The 18395-nt window shown below is 65.0% G+C and carries 14 protein-coding genes; 7 read left to right on the top strand and 7 right to left on the bottom strand.

Translation table 11 applies throughout. The annotated features are described in order from the left end of the window. The first annotated feature begins 20 nt into the window (after nt 1–20). Together JDV75_RS04780 and JDV75_RS04775 are read left to right on the top strand one after the other, a co-directional pair. The gene (locus JDV75_RS04780; protein WP_198738092.1) at nt 21–1586 is read left to right on the top strand and encodes an amidase family protein; all 1566 of its coding nucleotides are present in this window, start codon (nt 21–23) and stop codon (nt 1584–1586) included. Nucleotides 1587–1685: 99 nt separating this feature from the next. Continuing rightward, complete coding sequence (locus JDV75_RS04775; protein ID WP_198738091.1) at nt 1686–2963, top strand: solute carrier family 23 protein; 1278 nt, start codon at nt 1686–1688, stop codon at nt 2961–2963. Nucleotides 2964–3073: 110 nt separating this feature from the next. On the opposite strand, the gene JDV75_RS04770 is transcribed toward JDV75_RS04775, so the two are convergent. Together JDV75_RS04770 and JDV75_RS04765 are read right to left on the bottom strand one after the other, a co-directional pair. Beyond that, a complete protein-coding gene (locus JDV75_RS04770) occupies nt 3074–3343 on the bottom strand; it encodes an HPr family phosphocarrier protein (RefSeq protein WP_198738090.1) in 270 nt (89 codons plus the stop codon). A gap of 327 nt (nt 3344–3670) precedes the next feature. Then, on the bottom strand, nt 3671–4642 hold the full coding sequence (locus JDV75_RS04765; RefSeq protein ID WP_198738089.1) for a 1-phosphofructokinase family hexose kinase: 972 nt from the start codon (nt 4640–4642) through the stop codon (nt 3671–3673). 477 nt (nt 4643–5119) lie between these two features. Between JDV75_RS04765 and ptsP the strand changes: the two genes are divergently transcribed. Continuing rightward, nucleotides 5120–6829 (top strand): phosphoenolpyruvate--protein phosphotransferase, encoded by a 1710-nt coding sequence (ptsP, locus tag JDV75_RS04760; RefSeq protein WP_198738088.1) that lies wholly within the window; start codon nt 5120–5122, stop codon nt 6827–6829. 85 nt (nt 6830–6914) lie between these two features. Here the strand turns inward: ptsP and JDV75_RS04755 are convergent, their stop codons facing one another. The 3 genes from JDV75_RS04755 to lexA form a co-directional block, all read right to left on the bottom strand. After that, nucleotides 6915–7871 carry a carbohydrate kinase family protein gene (locus JDV75_RS04755; protein WP_198738087.1) on the bottom strand — a complete coding sequence of 319 codons (957 nt, stop codon included), beginning with the start codon at nt 7869–7871 and terminating at the stop codon, nt 6915–6917. A gap of 8 nt (nt 7872–7879) precedes the next feature. Further along, a complete protein-coding gene (locus JDV75_RS04750) occupies nt 7880–8659 on the bottom strand; it encodes a DeoR/GlpR family DNA-binding transcription regulator (RefSeq protein WP_198738086.1) in 780 nt (259 codons plus the stop codon). 440 nt (nt 8660–9099) lie between these two features. Then, nucleotides 9100–9771, bottom strand: coding sequence for a transcriptional repressor LexA (lexA, locus tag JDV75_RS04745; protein WP_418884385.1), 672 nt, complete (start codon nt 9769–9771; stop codon nt 9100–9102). Between the two features lie 864 nt (nt 9772–10635). Here lexA and nrdR point away from each other — a divergent pair. Next, the gene (gene nrdR, locus JDV75_RS04740) at nt 10636–11091 is read left to right on the top strand and encodes a transcriptional regulator NrdR (RefSeq protein ID WP_198738084.1); all 456 of its coding nucleotides are present in this window, start codon (nt 10636–10638) and stop codon (nt 11089–11091) included. A 12-nt stretch (nt 11092–11103) separates the two neighbouring features. Here the strand turns inward: nrdR and hrpA are convergent, their stop codons facing one another. Both hrpA and JDV75_RS04730 read right to left on the bottom strand, forming a co-directional pair. After that, entirely contained in the window at nt 11104–15024 is a 3921-nt protein-coding gene (gene hrpA, locus JDV75_RS04735) for an ATP-dependent RNA helicase HrpA (protein WP_198738083.1), read from the bottom strand. Between the two features lie 61 nt (nt 15025–15085). Then, entirely contained in the window at nt 15086–16066 is a 981-nt protein-coding gene (locus tag JDV75_RS04730; RefSeq protein ID WP_198738082.1) for a hydrogen peroxide-inducible genes activator, read from the bottom strand. A gap of 162 nt (nt 16067–16228) precedes the next feature. Between JDV75_RS04730 and JDV75_RS04725 the strand changes: the two genes are divergently transcribed. The 3 genes from JDV75_RS04725 to JDV75_RS04715 all read left to right on the top strand — a co-directional run bounded on the left by JDV75_RS04725 (nt 16229) and on the right by JDV75_RS04715 (nt 18220). After that, entirely contained in the window at nt 16229–16825 is a 597-nt protein-coding gene (locus JDV75_RS04725) for a peroxiredoxin (RefSeq protein WP_198738081.1), read from the top strand. Then, on the top strand, nt 16826–17350 hold the full coding sequence (gene ahpD, locus JDV75_RS04720) for an alkylhydroperoxidase, AhpD family (RefSeq protein ID WP_198738080.1): 525 nt from the start codon (nt 16826–16828) through the stop codon (nt 17348–17350). Between the two features lie 213 nt (nt 17351–17563). Then, nucleotides 17564–18220 carry a DNA-binding response regulator gene (locus JDV75_RS04715; protein ID WP_198738079.1) on the top strand — a complete coding sequence of 219 codons (657 nt, stop codon included), beginning with the start codon at nt 17564–17566 and terminating at the stop codon, nt 18218–18220. The last annotated feature ends 175 nt before the right edge of the window (nt 18221–18395 follow it).

The following is an 18395-nucleotide window of genomic DNA, read 5'->3' as shown; positions in this document are numbered from 1 at the left end:
CAAGAGAAACGAGCCGGATCATGCGCACGATAACCAGAGTCGTCACCTCGATAGTCGCCATCGGCGTCATCGCGGTCGGTGGCGTCATAACCTACAACAATCTCAGCAGCCGGGACGGGTCTCTCCATCGGCGGGTCGACGGTGACTTCACCCTCGACGAGGAGGTGAATACGTACGCCGGCCAGACGGAGATCGACTACGCGCCCTATGACGCCATTCTCGCGGATCTGAGCCCGGAGAGGCGCCATCAGATATCTGTAGCCTTCGAGGGGCGCGATCTGGCCGGGCGGGCGCAGGCGCGGCGGGAACTCGGCGTGACGAACACCGAGGCCCTGGCCTACTACGTGGCGAACATGCGGGAATCAAACAGCTACTACCGTTCGGTCCTGCAACTCGATCCCGAAGCGATCACGGTCGCCGCGAAGCTCGACGCCGGTGGTGTCGGTCCGAGCGAGGGCCAGCCTCTCCGCGGTGCCATCGTCCTCGTCAAGGGGAACATCGCCGTCGCGGGACTGCCGAACGATGCCGGCTCGAGGGCGCTGCACTCCGCTGTGGCGGAGACGGATTCGCCGCTCGTCGCCCAACTCCGGGAGGCCGGCGCGATCGTCGCGGGTAGGGCCAACCTCAGTGAACTCGCCAACTTCCTCACGGTCGACAACCCCAACGGATTCAGTGCGGTCGGGGGACAGACCCTCGACGCGCGGGATCCGTTGAACCGGGACCCCCACGGCAGTTCGACCGGATCGGCCACCGCGATAGCCCTCGACTACGCCGACCTGACCTTCGGCACCGAGACCCAGGGCTCCGTCATCGCGCCCGCCGTCGCCGCCGGGGTTTACGGTGCCAGGGCCGGCTGGGGCGAATGCGACATCAGCGGCATCGTGCCGATTGACGACCGCGTTGATTCCCCCGGCGTATTCGGGCGCAGCGCAGCCGACCTCGCGATCGGGTTCAGGTCGGCCTGCGGCATCGAACCGGTGGTCCCATCGGATACCGAGCTCACCGTCATAGGCATGGGGCTGGATCCGATTCTGGTGGCGGCGCTCGAGCGCGCCCGGATCACCGTCGTCGAGCCGACCCCGGAGCTCGAGGAGAGTATCGAGGAACTGAAGGAGGTGCCGTTCATGGACGCTCTCGTGGCCGGTGTCGGACCTTCCATGGAGACCTACTTCGCCGCCAATGCCTCCGGCCGCATCAGCAATCTCCACGATCTCGTCGAGTACTACCGGCAGCATCCGGAGGCCGCGCCCTACGGACTCACTCTCATCGAGGCGGGCCTGACACCACCGATGAGTTTCGGGGAATCGGACGAGGTCCTCGACCGCGGGCGCGAGATCGTCAGGAGGATCAGGGAGCAGATGGAGGATCAGGGGGCTGTGGCCCTGGTCGGCAGATCCGAGGGTCTGCCGCAGATCACCACGGGCGGTTCCGCGCGGGCTACCGTACCGCTGATCCCGGTGACCCAGAATCTCGCGGTTGACGTGTTCGGAAAGTACGCCGTCACCATCGAAACCGCGAACGGTGATACGTCGGCGGTGGTCGAGATAGCACGTCGGGTCGAGGCAGCCCGTCCCTTCGACGGATAGATGACAACCCGGCACTCCAGCGCCTGAAAGCACCCTGAATGGCCTCTCCGGGCGCCGTGAATTGCCCGCGGAGACCCATGAAGCGGATAATGGCACGCTGTGAGCCAAATATTCGGATGGACCGTCCACGGTGACGGCAAGAAGATCAGCCCCGGTGCCGTCGTCAACCCTGAGGAAAGGCTGAGCTGGCCACGGACCATCGGCATCGGCATGCAGCATGTCATAGCGATGTTCGGTGCCACGCTGCTCGTCCCGACGCTCACCGGGTTCCCCGTCAACACAACCCTGCTGTTCTCGGGCCTCGGCACGATGCTCTTCCTCATGATCACGAGGAACCGGCTCCCCAGCTATCTGGGGAGCTCCTTCGCGTTCATCGCACCCCTCATCGCGGCCCAGGGGGAGGGGATCGCGGTCCAGCTCGGCGGGATCGTTGCCGCGGGTCTGGTTCTGGTCGGTGTGGGGGTGATCGTCAGGCTCGCCGGCAAGCGGGTCCTCGACGCCGTGATGCCGCCCGCCGTGACCGGTGCCATCGTCGCGCTCATCGGGTTGAACCTCGCCCCCGTGGCGGCCTCGGACTTCGCCTCACAACCCGGTGTCGCCGCCGTGACCCTGGCGGTGATCCTGCTCTGTTCGGTGGCCGGTCGCGGAATGGTCGCCAGACTGGGGATCCTCATCGGGGTAATCGTCGGTTGGGTGTTCGCCGCGGTCACCGGGCAACTACGTGAGGGCGCCACGGAAGCCGTCGCCGGAGCCGACTGGATCGGTTTCCCGACGTTCCACGCACCGTCGTTCCAGGTTTCCGCCGTTCTCGTTACCCTGCCTGTGGTGATCGTGCTCATCGCGGAGAACGTCGGTCACGTGAAGGCGGTGTCCGCCATGACGGGACGGGACCTCGATGATGTCGCGGGTGACGCGCTGATCGCGGACGGTCTGGCGACGACTCTCGCCGGCGGATTCGGAGGCTCGGGTACGACGACGTACGCGGAGAACATCGGCGTGATGGCTGCGACCAGGGTCTACTCGACCGCGGCCTACTGGGTGGCCGCGTCCACCGCGGTCGCGCTCGCCTTCGTCCCGAAGTTCGGGGCCCTGATCAACACCGTCCCCGGGGGCGTCATGGGCGGGGCCACCATCGTTCTCTACGGTCTCATCGGGATGCTGGGCGTGCGCATCTGGCAGGACAACAGGGTTGACTTCAGCAACCCGGTCAATCTGATGGCGGCCGCGGTCGCGATGATCGCGGGCATCGGTAACCTGACGCTGACCGTATTCGGTCTGGAACTCCAGGGCATCGCCTGGGGCTCCGCCGGGATCATCATCGTCTACCCGATCCTGAACCGGCTCTACCGGCACATAGGCGAAGGCCAGTTCCTCTGAGGAGCCTCGCACACGCGCTCTTGAACCGAGAGGGCCCCGGCACCGTGATGAGCGGTACCGGGGCCCTCGTCCGGTCCGGTGACTGACGCCACCGGACCGGGACAGGGAAATCAGGCGTCGAGATCCTTCTCGATCAGAGCGGCGATCTTCTCGACAGCTTCCGCGTTCTCGGATGTGACGGTGACACGGTCTCCGGAGTTGGCGCCCATCGCCATGATCATCATCGACGATGCGGCCTCGGTGGGATCCTCGTCCGCGTCCTCTCCCTCGAGGGACAGGAAGATGTCCTCGTCGTATTCGGCCGCTGCTTCAGCGACGATGGTTGCGGGTCGGGCGTGGAGGCCGACGGAAGAGCCGACGGTAACGGTCTTGGAAGCCATGTGGCAGTCCTTTCTTACCTCGTGCTCGGGGCACGGGCGGAGTGTTTCCTGTTAGCGTTCATGAACCTCTGCCGCCCACCGGGGCACTGGGAGACACTTGCGATCTGTCCCGACCGTCGGGCAACGAGGTACCGGTTACAACTCTACGCACTATCCGGCGACGGCCGCCACATCGGGGACGGGTGAGTCGCCTGGACCACACAGTGATCCGGGCTGACCACCGGGTTTAGCGCGAGCACGGGACGGCCGTGGTCTGTGGGCGCCGGTCCAGGTATCCGGGACCGGCGGCTACACCGGAAGACCTCCGGCGGCTACACCGGAAGACCTTCAGTGCAGCTTCCGGACGAGACCCGAATCGGGTATGACCATTCCCGGATGGGGAATCGACGTGCCGGGCAGACTCGCCGCCGCGGCCCCCAGTGCCACGGCCTCCGCGAGTGCGACGGCCGGTACCTCCCCCCTCGAGTCAGCCATGAGGTATCCGGCCAGGGTGCAGTCGCCCGCACCGACAGTGGAGACCGGTCGGATCGGATGCGCCGGTGTGGTCCAGGTTCCCTCGGTGGTGACGAGGGCGGCGCCCGCGGCCCCCAGAGTCACGAGAACCCGTTGCACCCCGTGGCGGAGAATTCGGCGGGCCCCGTCCACGGCGGGGGAAAAGTCACCGTCGAGCGCGGCTCTTTCGATCGCCGCACCGTCGGTTCCGGTGATCTGCCCGAGTTCGAGCCCGTTGGGTTTGATGAGTGTCGGTGCGGGCGCTCCGTGCCGGATCCGGTCCGCCAGCTCAAGAAGTGGACCGTCCGATGTGTCCACGGCGACCGGGACATCGGGGAAGGTGTCGTGGACGAGCCCGAGCAGATCCTGGTACCAGCCGTGCGGGGCGCCGGGGGGCAGGGACCCGCTCAGGACAACCCACTCCGCCGCGCCCGCGGCGATGATCAGTGCTTCCTCGACGGCCTTCACCGCACCGGGCGACAGGGGGTTGCCGGGGCCGTTGAGCTTCGTCGTAGTTCCATCCGGCTCAGTCACCGTGGTGTTGGTCCGGACCGAGACACCTCCCGGGATGATCCGGTAGGGGATCCCGGTCTCCGCCATCAGTCTGACGAACGTCCCCTCGGCCGGGGCGGGGAACAGTGCCAGGGTGTCCACCCCGGCGCAATGGCAGGCGTGTGCGACGTTGATCCCTTTTCCGCCCGGTGACTGGGTCACCGAGGTGAGACGCTGTACCCCGCCCGGTCGGAGGGGAGCCGGGAGGCTCAGACTCAGATCGATGCTCGGGTTCGGGGTCAGGGTGAGAATCAAGGGGAGGTCCTCGGATTCGTTCGGTGGTGCAGAGGGATTCGCCGGGAATGTCCGGTGCGCGGGAGGAGATCGCCTCCCGCAGCTCGGAAAGTCGTCCGACGCCCGCGGATGGGCGGTCCCGCTCCCGGGAACCTTCGCCGGCTTCGGGGAGGAGACGATGCCGGTCTCTCTGCCGAGACTGCGACAACCGTAGCAGGCGACCGCGGAGGTCGTTGTCTCGAGATCCGGGCGGTTCAAGCTCCGTATGCCCCCGTCCGAGCTTCCGTGTGGGGTCCCGTGCGTTGCCGGGCGCAGGTGAAGGCGTATCCCGGGGATGGACGCGGACCTGAGGTACGCCTGATCAACCACCCCTCGATATTGTGTTTCTGCCCGGATTCTCCCGTTCCTGTGTGGGATATGTGGGAACCCACAGCGGTTCGGTACTGGGGGTGGTATCTTCGGAACCACTGAAGCAATAGTGAGGACAGGGACTGGATAATGGATAATGTGACGCAAGACACGAAAAACACCGTACTCCACGGGACGGCGGTCGTACCGGGAATCCGCTACGCGAAGGCGGTGTGGATCAAGCCCCGCCCCAAGCTCCCGCAGGCCGGTGCGCAGGTCGACGAGGCCCAGCGCGAAGCCGAGTACGAGCGTTTCGTGGCTGCCGCTGACACGGTGGCTGAACGGCTCTCCTCCCGGGGGGAGCGGGCCGTTGGTGCGGCCAGTGAGGTGCTCAATGCGACGGCCGGCCTGGTCCGCGACCGTGGTTGGCGCAAAGCGGTGAAGAAGAACACCACCGCCGGGCATCCCGCCGACTACGCTGTCGTCGCGGCGACGACCAAGTTCATCTCGATGTTCGAGGCCGCCGGCGGAATCATGGCGGAACGCGTCACGGACCTGAGGGACATCCGCGACCGCACCATCGCAGAGATCCGGGGCGAGGACGAGCCCGGCCTTCCTGAGGTCGAAGGCGAGGTCGTGCTGTTCGCGGATGACCTTTCCCCCGCTGACACGGCCGCATTGGACACCACGCAGTTCACGGCTCTCGTCACCGAACTCGGCGGTCCGACGAGCCACACGGCCATCATCGCTCGTCAGCTGAACGTCCCGTGCATCGTCGCCGTCGGTTCCGACCTGAACAAGATCGCCGCCGGCGAGATGGTCCTCGTCGACGGGAGTGAGGGAAGCATCGAGATCGGCGCTGATGCGGAGGACGCGAAGCGTCAGGTCGCCGAGTCCAAGGCACTGGCCGAGAAGGTGGCGCTGTGGCGTGGCCCGGCGCAGACGAGTGACGGACACCGTGTGCAGCTGCTCGCCAACGTCCAGGACGGAAAGGCCGCTGTGACGGCGGCGGAAACGGAAGCCGAGGGAATCGGCCTGTTCCGCACCGAGATGTGCTTCCTGTCCGCAACCTCCGAGCCCTCCGTCGAGGAACAGGCGAAGGTCTACACAAAGGTTCTGGAGGCGTTCCCGGATTCCAAGGTCGTCGTCCGTTCGTTGGACGCCGGATCGGACAAGCCGGTCGCTTTCGCGACTCTCGCCGATGAGATGAACCCGGCCCTCGGTGTGCGTGGACTACGCATCGCCCGGGCCAACGAGGGCCTGCTGATCAGGCAGCTCGACGCCATCGCCAAGGCCGCTGCGGACCTCGGCCGGGGCGAAGACACCCCGACCTGGGTCATGGCACCGATGGTCGCTACCGCGCGCGAGGCCAAGTGGTTCGCCGGACTCTGTGCCGAACGAGGCCTGACCGCCGGTGCGATGATCGAGGTTCCCGCTGCGGCCCTCATGGCGGACAAGATCATGCCGCATCTCGACTTCGTCTCGATCGGAACGAATGACCTCACCCAGTACGCCATGGCGGCGGACCGGATGTCCCCGCAGCTCGCCTACCTGACCGATCCGTGGCAGCCCGCGGTGCTGCGGCTGATCAAGATGACCTGTGATGAAGGAAAGCGGACCGACACTCCGGTCGGCGTGTGTGGTGAGGCCGCGGCTGACCCGCTGCTTGCCTGCGTGCTGACGGGTCTCGGGGTCAACTCACTGTCCGCGGCATCGACGGCGTTGGCTGCTGTCGGGGCCCAGTTGGCCGAGGTTGATCTCGAGACCTGTGTCCGGGCCGCCGAAGCCGCGCTCAACGCGGAAGGGGCGATCGCGGCCCGAGAGGCCGTCCGGGAGATCATCCCGCTGCCCCAGGCATAGGCAGGACCCCCGGTTGAAAGGGCCGGGCCGGGAACCTAGGCGAGGTTCCCGGCCCGGCCCTTTCCGGTGCCCCACCGGGGAGGAATCAGTTCCGCAGAACGGTGCAGTTCACGGTTGTCGGATCAACCAGGTCCGGGGTGGGTAGTCTCCCGTCCGGGAGGGAGCCATCGGCGATGACGAACCCGAGGGCCGCGGAAAGGCGTTCCTCGCGGCCTCCGGGAGTGTCATCCAGGAGATAGCCGGCGAGCAGAACATCCCGGAAGCGTTCGGGACCGGATCCCGAAGGCGAGGTCGACCGGGCGACGACACCACCGTCCCCGCTGAACACCACCGCGGTGTCCGGCGGGCAGCTGAGGAGGACCTCGGAAACGCCGGCCTCCAAAAGGGGCCGGACGGCGGGTTCGACCGCAGACGTGTCTCCGGACCGGAGAGCGGTCCCGATCGCCGATGCGTCCGCGTCGGGGATCAGCTCGGCGATATCACCCGCGGTGAGGGTCAGCAGGTACGGCGTGATCGTCGACAGCTGCCGGAGTAGCGCGCGGAGTGGACCCCCAGAGGTGGCCACCGCGACCCTGGTCTCCGGGTGGTAGAGGGAAAGCGCTCTGATGACCTCCACGTACCATCCGTTCGGGGCGACATCGGGCAGCTGGCCTCCCAGGACGACCCACGTCGCGTCCTCCGCTTCAGTGACGGCGAGATCTCTGAGTTGTGCCAGCTGTGCCGCATCAAGGGGCATCGCCGGGTCCAGGAACTGAGTGGACTGGCCTGTGCTGTCCGTGACCAGAAACCTGGTCTGGATCGGGCCGGCGACCGGTACATAGTCGTGCGGCAGTCCCAGAAGGGCCAACATGCGTAGGTACTGGCTGATCTCGGGTGCGGGAAAAAGAGCGCGTGTCCGGTGTCCGGCGAGGTACGCCAGCCTGGACACCGTCACCCCGCTCCCGGAGGGGAAGGTGTCCACCTGCTCCAGGCGGAGGACGGTTCCGCCTGTGAGCGGGGCCCCGATTGTCCCGGAGCGCTCGAGTACGGGGGTCGGTGTCACGGTGAGGATCATTGCGCTATGACGACCTCGATGTTGCGTTCACGGAGCGCATCCACGAATGACTGGGGCGCCGCCGAATCGGTGATCACGACGTCGATGTCGTCGATACTCGCGAAACTGACCATGTAGTCACAGCCCATCTTGGTGGCATCGCAGAGAACGACCACCTTCCGCGCGTTGATGATCATGGATCGCTTGACGGCGGCCTCCTGGCTGTCTGCGGTGGACAATCCATGATCGAGGGTCAGGGCGTTGGTGCCGATGAATGCGACATCCGCGCGCATGAGCGCCAGTGTCCGGAGTGCGGTGTCTCCGACGACGGCCTGTGTGATGGACCGAACGGAACCACCGAGCAGCTGAACCTCATCCAGTCCCGCCGATGCCATCTTCAGCGCTATCGGAAGACAGTTGGTCACGATCGACCACCGCGGGCCCATCGGATGGGCCGAAATCAGATCGGCGAGTGCGGCGAGTGTCGTCCCGGCATCCAGGAACATTCCTCCCTGGGGATCCGGGAGATAGTCCACCGCAGCACGTGCGATGGCGGATTTGGCTGATGAAGCGCTCTTGGCCCTGACATCTACGGCCAGTTCGGCCGTCTGGAAGTTCTGGCTGGCGACTGCGCCACCGTGAACCCTGTGAACGGTCCCCTCGCTGTCGAGCACCGCGAGATCACGCCGGATCGTCTCCGCGGTCACCTCAAACCGCTCGGCGAGTTCAGTGACGTTCACACGGCCTTCCACAGCCGTCAGCGACGCGATCTGTCTGCGGCGTTCCTCTGCGTACATGGGTCCTCCTCGGTACACGGCAGGAACCAGTCGTGGTGGGGACACTGGTCCACCTCCGGAAACAACGACGGGATGAAGGACGCGTCGCGGTGCTGATGAGTGCTTCGGGTGCGACGCGGGGGAGGATCATCGACCACCGGTGCCTCGGCCTGCGTTTCTAGTTAACTGTTTCAGTCTCCCACAAAAGCGAAACAAACGGGCGGAATGGGACGCTCCTGGGAGACCAAAACCACAGATCCACAGGCTCGCCGCAGGTTCATAGCGTGCAAATATTGCCCGCGCATGGCGGATAAGCGCAGTTTAACGGGCGTTTGTTGGTTTGTGTCGGCGCAGCGGGCGGGTGGGGGTGTGCTACCGGAGAAACAGACAACCACCCCCCGATTGTGTGTGGTGCCGACGTCAGTGGCGCGGCCCCGGTGCAGGGCCGCCGAAAGCCTCCATTAGAGCTTCCGGATGACGGAGACGACTTTCCCCATTATCTCCGCGTTATCGCCGTTGATCGGTGAGAACGCGTCATTGCGGGGGAGCAGCCAGACGCCGGACGTATCGCGGTGGAATTCCTTGACCGTGGCCTCACCGTCAATCATTGCCGCGACGAACTCGCCCTGCTCGGCAACGGGTTGACTCCTGATGATGACCCAGTCGCCGTCGAGGATGGCGGCATCGCGCATGGACTCGCCGACGACCTCCAACATGAACAACTCGCCGTCGCCGACGAAATCGGTCGGGAGCGGGTAGTACTCCTGGACATTCTGTTCCGCGAGGATCGGGCTACCCGCTGCGATCGCCCCGAGGGCCGGAACCAAGCTCGTCTGGATTTGATCGCCCACGTCTGGCTGCTCGGGCTTCTTTCCCCTACGGCGTGCGGTTTCAGGCATGTTCCTCACATCCACCGCACGGGGTTTGTTCGGGTCCCGGCGCAGGAATCCCTTCTTCTCCAGCTCCTTCAACTGGTAGGCCACCGAGGACGTGGACTGGAGCCCCGCCGCGTCGCCGATCTCCCGGATGCTCGGTGGATACCCGCGGAGAACCACCGCATCCCGGATGACCTCGAGTATCCGGCGTTGCCTCGGGGACAGTTCGGAGGGGTCGTGCTTGTTCGCTGTCGACATCGGGGACTCCTGGGTGTCTTCGTCGTTCATCGTGGGAAGTGGTCGCTGTCACCGGTGTTTGTCCGGTACATCCGGGTCCGCCGCCTCCGGCTCACCGTGTCCCGGTACCGGTTCGGACTGTTCCGTGGTCGGGACCCGGTACGCCGGTTCCACGGTGGAACGTGATCACCGGGCGTTCGAAAAGCCGTCTTACGCGGAGTGGATGATGCACTCCACCATACATAATTTTGTTCGATCCTGACACGGGTGTTCGAAGAATTCAGGTGCGCTCTGGACAATCGCCGGGCAGGGTGTTATAAATCGAACATACGAACGAGTTCGAACAGGTGAACGATAGTTCTGTTCGAAACGTCCGATGGCCCGGGTACTCTCCGTACACATGACGAAGGAACAGCAGATGAATCTCTCAATCAACCATGTAACGGCATCTCACGTAGCTGAAAGGCCACATGCTGCGGTTGTTCCCGCTGCGTCTGTCTGGAATGGCCGTTGTCGCCCGACTTTCCCCGATGGGGGCCATGGTGTTCGAAAAATCGATTCGGGTTATAGAACACCAGGGCCAATTTCTCCGGCGCGCGGTGGGGTGTCCGGGGCGGATACCCACCGGGATACCGGGCGGGAGGCGGGCCGCGGTGCAGCGCTGCGTACATATGCCACTGGGATCCTCATCGGCGGTGCGCTGTTCGCCGGTTTCTTCATCGCCACTCCCTCGGAGGATGCGGTGGTCGGACAGGATGTTTACTCCACGGCGAGTTCCGCCGCCTTGTCGCGGTAGAACGGGTGGGGTTCTTCGCCGGCCGGTCAGCCAACTAGAATGGGACCCAGGTCCGGCCCCGGACCATCCGACCAGACGAGGACGAACCCGTGCACTGCCCTTTCTGCCACCAGTCAACCTCCCGGGTGATCGACTCCCGCACCGTAGACGGAGGTTCGGCGGTACGACGCCGTCGGGAGTGCAGCAGCTGTCACGGGCGTTTCACGACGGTTGAGAAGGCTGTGCTCATGGTGGTCAAACGCAACGGCGTCTCGGAACCGTTCAGCCGGGAGAAGGTCATAACCGGCGTCCGGCGGGCCTGCCAGGGTAGGGACGTCTCGGATGACGCGCTCAAGAGACTCGCGCAGCAGGTCGAGGAAACCGTCCGCCAGCACGGCAGTTCACAGGTGCCCGCCAACACGATCGGCCTGGCGATCCTGAAACCGCTGAAGGAACTGGATGAGGTCGCCTACCTGCGTTTCGCCTCGGTCTACAAGTCCTTCGAATCGGCCGCGGACTTCGAGTCGGAGATACGCCTGATGCGCCGTCGCTTCCGGGAGCCGTAGCCGGCCCGGAATTCAGCGGAGTCCGTCAACCGCCTTCTGGATTCGTTTCAGACTCACGGGACGCGGAGTTCCCAGCCGTTGTGCGAAGAGGCTCACACGGAGCTCCTCGATCATCCACCGGATCTCCTTGACCTCCGCGGTCTTCGAGCGACCCGCGGGGAATTTACGTAGCTTGTTTCCGAGGTAGTCTTTCGCGGCCTGCACGGTCTCCTGGTTGTCCGCATCCCGATCGGGATCGAGTTCCATTGAGTCCAGCCTGATCACCATCGCCTCCAGATAACGGGGGAGATGCCTGAGGTGGCTTACACCGTGAATTGACACCGCATGCTCGGGAAGAAGGAAACTCAGCTGGCCGCGCATGTCATCGATGGCGTCGCCCGTCCACCGGGCGAGTTCGTCGGCGACGCGGTGATAGTCCACGAGCCCGGGCGCCAGAGCCGTCACCGTCTGGCGTACCCGTCGTGGTACCTCCGGTGCGATCCGTGCGACGAGCTCACGGAAGGCCTCGGGTGTGCGCACAGGTCCCCCGGCTTCGATGAGTGCGTCCCGTATTGAGGCGATCCGGGCATCGTTGACCAGCCCGTCGGCACCTCCGTGCGGATAGTTCTCGACGGCGACCCGCTGCTTCAACGGCAGGCCCTTGAGCATCTGTCTGGTCGAGACCTTGATCTCCCGCATCAGCAGAGTGAGCGTGGCGGTGAGCATCGAGGAGTCCGCGGCCTGCTTCGTCGGCATGACCCGAACGGCGACCCCTTCGGGCGTGGCGACCAGAGCCGGGTAAGCGGTGACCTCCTGGCCATCGACCCGGGTCAGGACCTCGGGCTCGATGGTTCCGATGGTCTCTGCGTCCCAGTTCTCGGCGGCGGCCCGCTGGATACCCCTGCTGACTCGGTTGACGGAGGCGTTGATCTGTTCCACGTTGCGTCGCTTGAGAGCCTCGAGGCTCCGGTCCCGGTCCAGGACGGTTCCCCGTTTGTCCACCGCCGCGAAACTGACCCGCAGGTGGTCCGGGAGCGTCCGGGGACGGAAGTCGGTGTCGTTGATGCCGGTGCCGCCGAGACTGCGGAGGATGTCGGCGAGCTGACCGCAGATCGACCCCGAATACGGTTGGAGGTGGGGAAGTGCACGTTCCGCGAAGTCCGGTGCCGGGACAACAGATCGCCGCAGGGCCTTCGGCAGAGTCCTGATCAGCTCGGTGACGAGCTCCCGGCGGAGACCCGGGACCAACCAGTCGAATCCCTCGTCAGACACGCCCGCGAGAAGCGGGATCGGTATCCGGACGGTGACCCCGTCGTCGTCGGCGCCGGGTTCGAAGTGGTACGTCAGCGCGTAGTCGAGGCTGCCCTGTCGCCAGAGATCGGGGAACGCCTCCTCGTCGATAGCCGCGCTTCCCTCATTGATGAGGGCGTCGGGATCGAAGCTGAGGAGTTCCGGCTCGTTCCTTCGGGTCTTCTTCCACCAGGAATCGAAGGTCCGACCGGTGGTCACGGTCTCCGGCAGGCGGGAATCGTAGAAATCGAAGAGGGTGTCCTCGTCGACGACGATGTCGCGACGGCGTGCCTTGTCCTCGAGACCGGCGGCATCCTCGAGCATCGCGCGATTCTCGTGGAAGAAGCTGTGGTGGGTCGTCCAGTCGCCCTCGATGAGGGCATGACGGATGAACATGTCCCTGGCGGCGGTCGGATCAACGCGGTGGTACGGCACGGTCCGGTCGGCGATGATGGTGACCCCGTAGAGCGTCGACTTCTGGTGGACCATCGCAGCCGTCCGCTTGGCCGACCAGAACGGCTCCGAATAGGAGTGGCGCAGCAGATGTGGTGCGATCCGCTCGACCGCCTCGGGTTCGATGCTCGCCACATCACGGGCCCACAACCGCGAGGTCTCCACGAGCTCGGCAGCCATGACGAACTGCGGCGGTTTCCTGGCTAGGGCGGAACCCGGGAATACCATGAACTTTGTTCCGCGGGCGCCCTGGAACTCCCGGGAATCGCCGATCCTCATCCCGATGTGTGAGAGCAGACCGGAGAGCAACGCGGTGTGAACGGAGCGCGGGTCGGTCTTCGTCGCCACATCCTCGGTCGCTGTCCAGCCGAGTTGTCTGGCGACACCGCGTAGTTGTCTGACGAGGTCGAACCACTCGCGGATACGGACGTAGTGCAGGAACTCCTTCTTCATCCGTTTCCGGAACGCGTTTCCGCTCATCTCGTCACGGGTGTCGTGGAGGTACCCCCACAGCTTGAGATAGCCGAGAAAGTCCGAGGTGGTGTCCTTGAACCGGGCGTGCGCCTGATCGGCCTGTGCCTGATGGTCGAGGGGGCGCTCCCGGACATCCTGGATCGTGAGTGCCGCGACGATGACGACGACCTCATGCAGGCAGCCGAGCTTCTCCGCCTCGACGAGCATGCGGGCCATGCGTGGATCGACCGGGATACGGGCGAGCTGCCGCCCCACCGGGGTGAGCTCGGGCGCGCCGTTGTCCTCGCCGTCGGCAAGCGCTCCGAGTTCGTGGAGGAGGAGAAGCCCGTCGCGGACCGATCTGTTGTCGGGTGCCTGGATGAACGGGAAATCGGTGATGTCCCCGAGTCGGAGGGACGCCATCTGCAGGATGACGCTCGCCAGGTTCGTCCGGAGTATCTCCGGATCCGTGAACTCCGGTCGGGTGGTGAAGTCGTCCTCCGAGTAGAGACGGATGGCGACGCCGTCGGCGACGCGTCCACAACGACCGGACCGTTGGTTGGCTGAGGCCTGCGAGATCGGTTCGATGGGAAGACGCTGAACCTTGGTCCGGACGGAGTACCGCGATATCCGGGCCAGGCCGGTGTCGACGACATAGTGGATACCGGGGACGGTCAGCGAGGTCTCGGCGATGTTGGTGGCGAGGACGATCCTGCGGCCCCGGTGACTGGAGAACACCCGGTGCTGTTCCGCATTGGAGAGTCGGCCGAACAGGGGAGTGACCTCCACACCACGCCACCGGCGGCCCTCGATGGCCTCCATCGCGTCGCGGATGTCACTCTCCCCGGCGAAGAAACAGAGGATGTCACCGGGACCGACGGACATGAGCTCCTCGATGGCCTCGAGGAGACCATCGAGTGGATCCTGGTCGACGGTCTTCCCGTCCACCTCGAACTCGAGGGGCCGGTACCGGATCTCGACGGGGAAGGTGCGTCCCGAAACCTCGATGATCGGGGCCGGATTACCGTCGGAGTCGTGGAAGTGCTCCGCGAACGCCTCAGGGTCGATGGTCGCGGAGGTGACGATGACCTTGAGATCCGGACGTCGGGGAAGCAGCTGTCGGAGATACCCGAGGAGGAAGTCGATGTTGAGGCTGCGCTCGTGGGCCTCGTCGATGATGATCGTGTCGTAGGCGTTGAGATCCCGGTCCCGCTGCATCTCGGCGAGGAGGATGCCGTCCGTCATGAGCTTGACCGACGTCGACGCGGAGACACGGTCATCGAAACGGATGGCGTAGCCGACGGCTTCGCCGACGCTCTGACCGAGCTCGTCGGCGATCCGTTCGGCGACGGTCCTGGCGGCGAGCCGACGCGGCTGCGTGTGGCCGATGAGCCCACGACGTCCGCGGCCCAGTTCGAGGCAGATCTTCGGGATCTGGGTGGTCTTGCCGGACCCCGTTTCCCCGGCGATGATCACGACCTGATTGTCTCGGATCGCCTCGGCGATGTCCCCCCGACGGGCGGTGACCGGAAGCTGCTCCGGGAAGGTGACCGCGGGAACCGCGGCCTCACGGGCGGCCAGCTTCACGCGGGCGGAGTCGATGTCGCGCGCGATGGCCGTCAGAGCCTTGGGGGAGCGTGCCTTGCGGAGCCGTCGACGGAGCGCCCGTTCGTCGGCGATCGTCACGCCGTCGAGCCGTGCGATGAGGTCCTTCTTCGACGGAGGAGCGGAGTGGGTGCTGGAGTCAGTCTGTGTCATCACTAGGCGTTCATCTTAACCGGCCGGGCGCCTGCGGGCGTTGCCGTCGTCGGGCTGCCCGTCAGTCGGGGTTCGTTGATCGGGGGAGTGAGGTGCCGTCGAGCCCGGACACGGTCTCCGCGTACGCCGCGCGGATGAGCTCGCCGAGCTGCTGGAACTCCTCACGACGCGCCGATGAGGCACGGTAGGCGAGTCCTATGGTCCGTCGTGCGTCGACGCCCGGGGCGAAACGCGCGACGGCGAGACCCGGGCGGTCGCACTCCGAGGGGACCGCGCTGCCCGGAACCAGCGTCGTGCCCAGTCCACCGGCCACACACTGCATCACCGTCGCCAGGCTCGCGGCCCGTGTCGTCGCTTTCCCGGGGCCGGAGGTGGCGGGGGAGAAGTCCTGGCTCTGGCAGAGATCGATGATCTGGTCCCGCAGGCAGTGACCGTCGTCGAGGAGCAGCAGGTTGAGCTGCTTGAGTTCCGGGAGGGTGACGTCCTCCCGGCCCGCCATCGGCGAGGTGTCCGGAACAACGATCGCGAAATCCTCCTCATAGAGGGGCATGGTGGTCAGTCCGGTGCCGGACACCGGTAGCGCCACGACTGCGCAGTCGATCTGGCCGTCACGGAGCTGCTCCAGCAGGTGTCGGGTCTGGTCCTCGATGATGCACGGTTGGAGATCCGGTAGCTCCGAGGCCGTGCGGTGGAGCATGGTCGGCAGGATGTACGGGGCGACGGTCGGGATCATGCCCAGGGCCAGAGGTCCAGTGAGGCTCCCGCAGGCACCCCGTGCCATGGCGAGGAACGTTTCGGCGGCGTCGAGCGTTGCCTTGGCCGAGGGGAGGAGCTCCTCACCGGTTGGAGTGACGATGACGCGTCTCGTGGAACGTTCTATCAGCTGCACCCCCAGTCCCGTCTCGAGGGCCACGAGAGCCTGGGACAGACTCGGCTGGGAAATGGACAGCTTCGCTGCAGCCGTCCCGAAGTGGCGGTTCTCGGCGATCGTGACGAAGGTTCGTAGCTGTGCGAGTGTCGGACGGTACTCTTTATTGCTCATGCCTATTACTATATAACACACCCTAAAGTTAAACCTTTTGACGTCGCCGCCGGATGTGGGCATACTCGTGGGTGACCGACGGCGACACCATCAACGGGTCGCGGTCCGGGACCAATGAAAGAACAGACCATCACCACCCATATCATCACCAGGAGGCACGACATGGCACTGCTGACCATCGGCGACAAGTTCCCGGAGTTCTCACTCACCGCACTCAAGGGGGGTTCGCTCCACGACGTGAAGGCCAACCAGCCCGAGGATTACTTCGAGACCGTCACCAATGACTCCTACGAGGGCAAGTGGAAGGTGTTCTTCTTCTACCCGAAGGACTTCACCTTCGTCTGCCCCACCGAGATCGCCGCGTTCGGCAAGCTGGACGAGGACTTCCAGGACCGCGACACCCAGATTCTCGGCGGCTCCGGTGACAACGAGTTCTCCCACTTCAACTGGCGCGCGACCCACCCCGAGTTGAAGACCGTTCCGTTCCCGATGTTCGCCGACATCCGGCACGACCTCATGCGCGCCCTCGGCGTCGAGAACGCCGACGGTGTCGCCGATCGCGCGACGTTCATCGTGGATCCCGACGGCATCATCCAGTTCGTCTCGGTCACGCCGGATGCCGTCGGCCGTAACGTCGACGAGGTGCTCCGTGTCCTCGACGCGCTGCAGTCCGAAGAGGTCTGCGCCTGCAACTGGCAGAAGAACGACCCCACCAAGAACATCGACAAGATGGATGTCCTGAAGGAGGAACTCAAGTAAATGTCGATCGACAACCTGAAGTCCGGACTCCCTGAGTATGCCAAGGACCTGAAGCTCAACCTGAGCAGCCTCGCCCGCAGCACCGAGCTCAGCGAGCAGCAGCTCTGGGGAACCTTCCTCGCCTGCGCCGCGGCGACCCGCAACGACACCGTCTTCTCCGAGATCTCCGAGGAAGCCTCGAGTCACCTCTCGGATGAGGCCGTGGAGGCCGCCCTCGGCGCTGCGTCCATCATGGCGATGAACAACGTCGCCTACCGCGCCAAGGACTTCCTCGGCGATGACTACACCCAGGTCAAGATGGGCCTGCGGATGAACATCATCGGCAAGCCCGGCGTCGACAAGGTCGACTTCGAGCTGTGGTCCCTGGCGGTCTCCACGATCAACGGCTGCCCCGACTGCACCATGGCCCACGACAAGACCGTCCGCGGCGAGGGGCTGACCAAGGAGCAGGTCTTCGAGGCCGTCAAGATCGCCGCGACGATCTCCGGTGTCGCCCAGGCCGTCCAGATCGAGGCCGCGCGCTGACAACCGTCGACCGGTCCCAGCCGGTTACGGTTCGCACGAACCACGCGAACCCCTCTCCCGCGGATAGTATCCGCGAAGGAGAGGGGTTTTCGCGTTTCTGCGTCTCAGACCCCGATCCAGGAGACCGCGGCGGCCACACCCGAATACCCGTGCGGGGGTACCAAGTCGCGGCGCAGGAGCTTTTATACAGCGAAACAACTACCGTTGATTCTTATGTCAATCAATGTCGTCGCAGTCGATGACCACGATGTTGCACTGGTGGGTATCCGGGGCGTACTCGCGGACTCGGAGGAGTGCACCCTGATCGGAGGATTCTCCGACGTCGATTCCCTGGAGAAGTTCCTGGGAAGCCCGGATGCACCCGCGGTCGATCTCGTGCTCCTCGATCTCCGCCTCGGGGACGATTCGGACCCGTACATGAACGTCACCCGGCTTCGTGAACTCGGACTCAAGGTCCTCGTGTTCTCCGCGATGGAGAGTCCCTTCTACATGCGTCGCGCACTGTTGGCTGACGTCAACGGCATGGTTCAGAAGTCAGTCGACGCCTCCGAGCTCATCGGGGCGATCAAAACCGCAGCCGCAGGCGCCACGTACGCCACCAGCGACTGGGCGTCCCTGATCGACTCCGATCCGTTGGCTGAATCGATCGAACTCACCGAACGACAACAGGAGATCCTCGTCCTCTACGCCAGTGGAATGACCGCGGATTCCGTGGCCCGTGCCACAGGTCTGAAGGACCCCACGGTCCAGGACCACCTGAACCGGATACGGCGAAAGTACGTCGAGGCGGGACGTCGGGCGAACACAAAGGTCGAGCTCTACCGCCGTGCCCAACAGGACGGTTACATCCGCGGGCCAGTGGACCACTGAACAGGCCATGCCATCTCAGTTCCGTGGAGATCTGGACCATGATCCGGTGCGGGGCCGCCCGACGGGTGGGTCGGCACCGGATGAAAAACCGGCCCCCACTCTTCCGGAGGAGCTTTTCACTTCAGCACCCGGCAGGTCCGATGTCCGGATCTCGGATGACTTTCTCGATCGCCTC

Source organism: Corynebacterium meridianum (genome assembly GCF_016342265.1).
Lineage (GTDB): Bacteria > Actinomycetota > Actinomycetes > Mycobacteriales > Mycobacteriaceae > Corynebacterium > Corynebacterium meridianum.
Note: the sequence above shows the minus strand (reverse complement) of the source record. Positions and strands in the feature narration are given on the sequence as shown.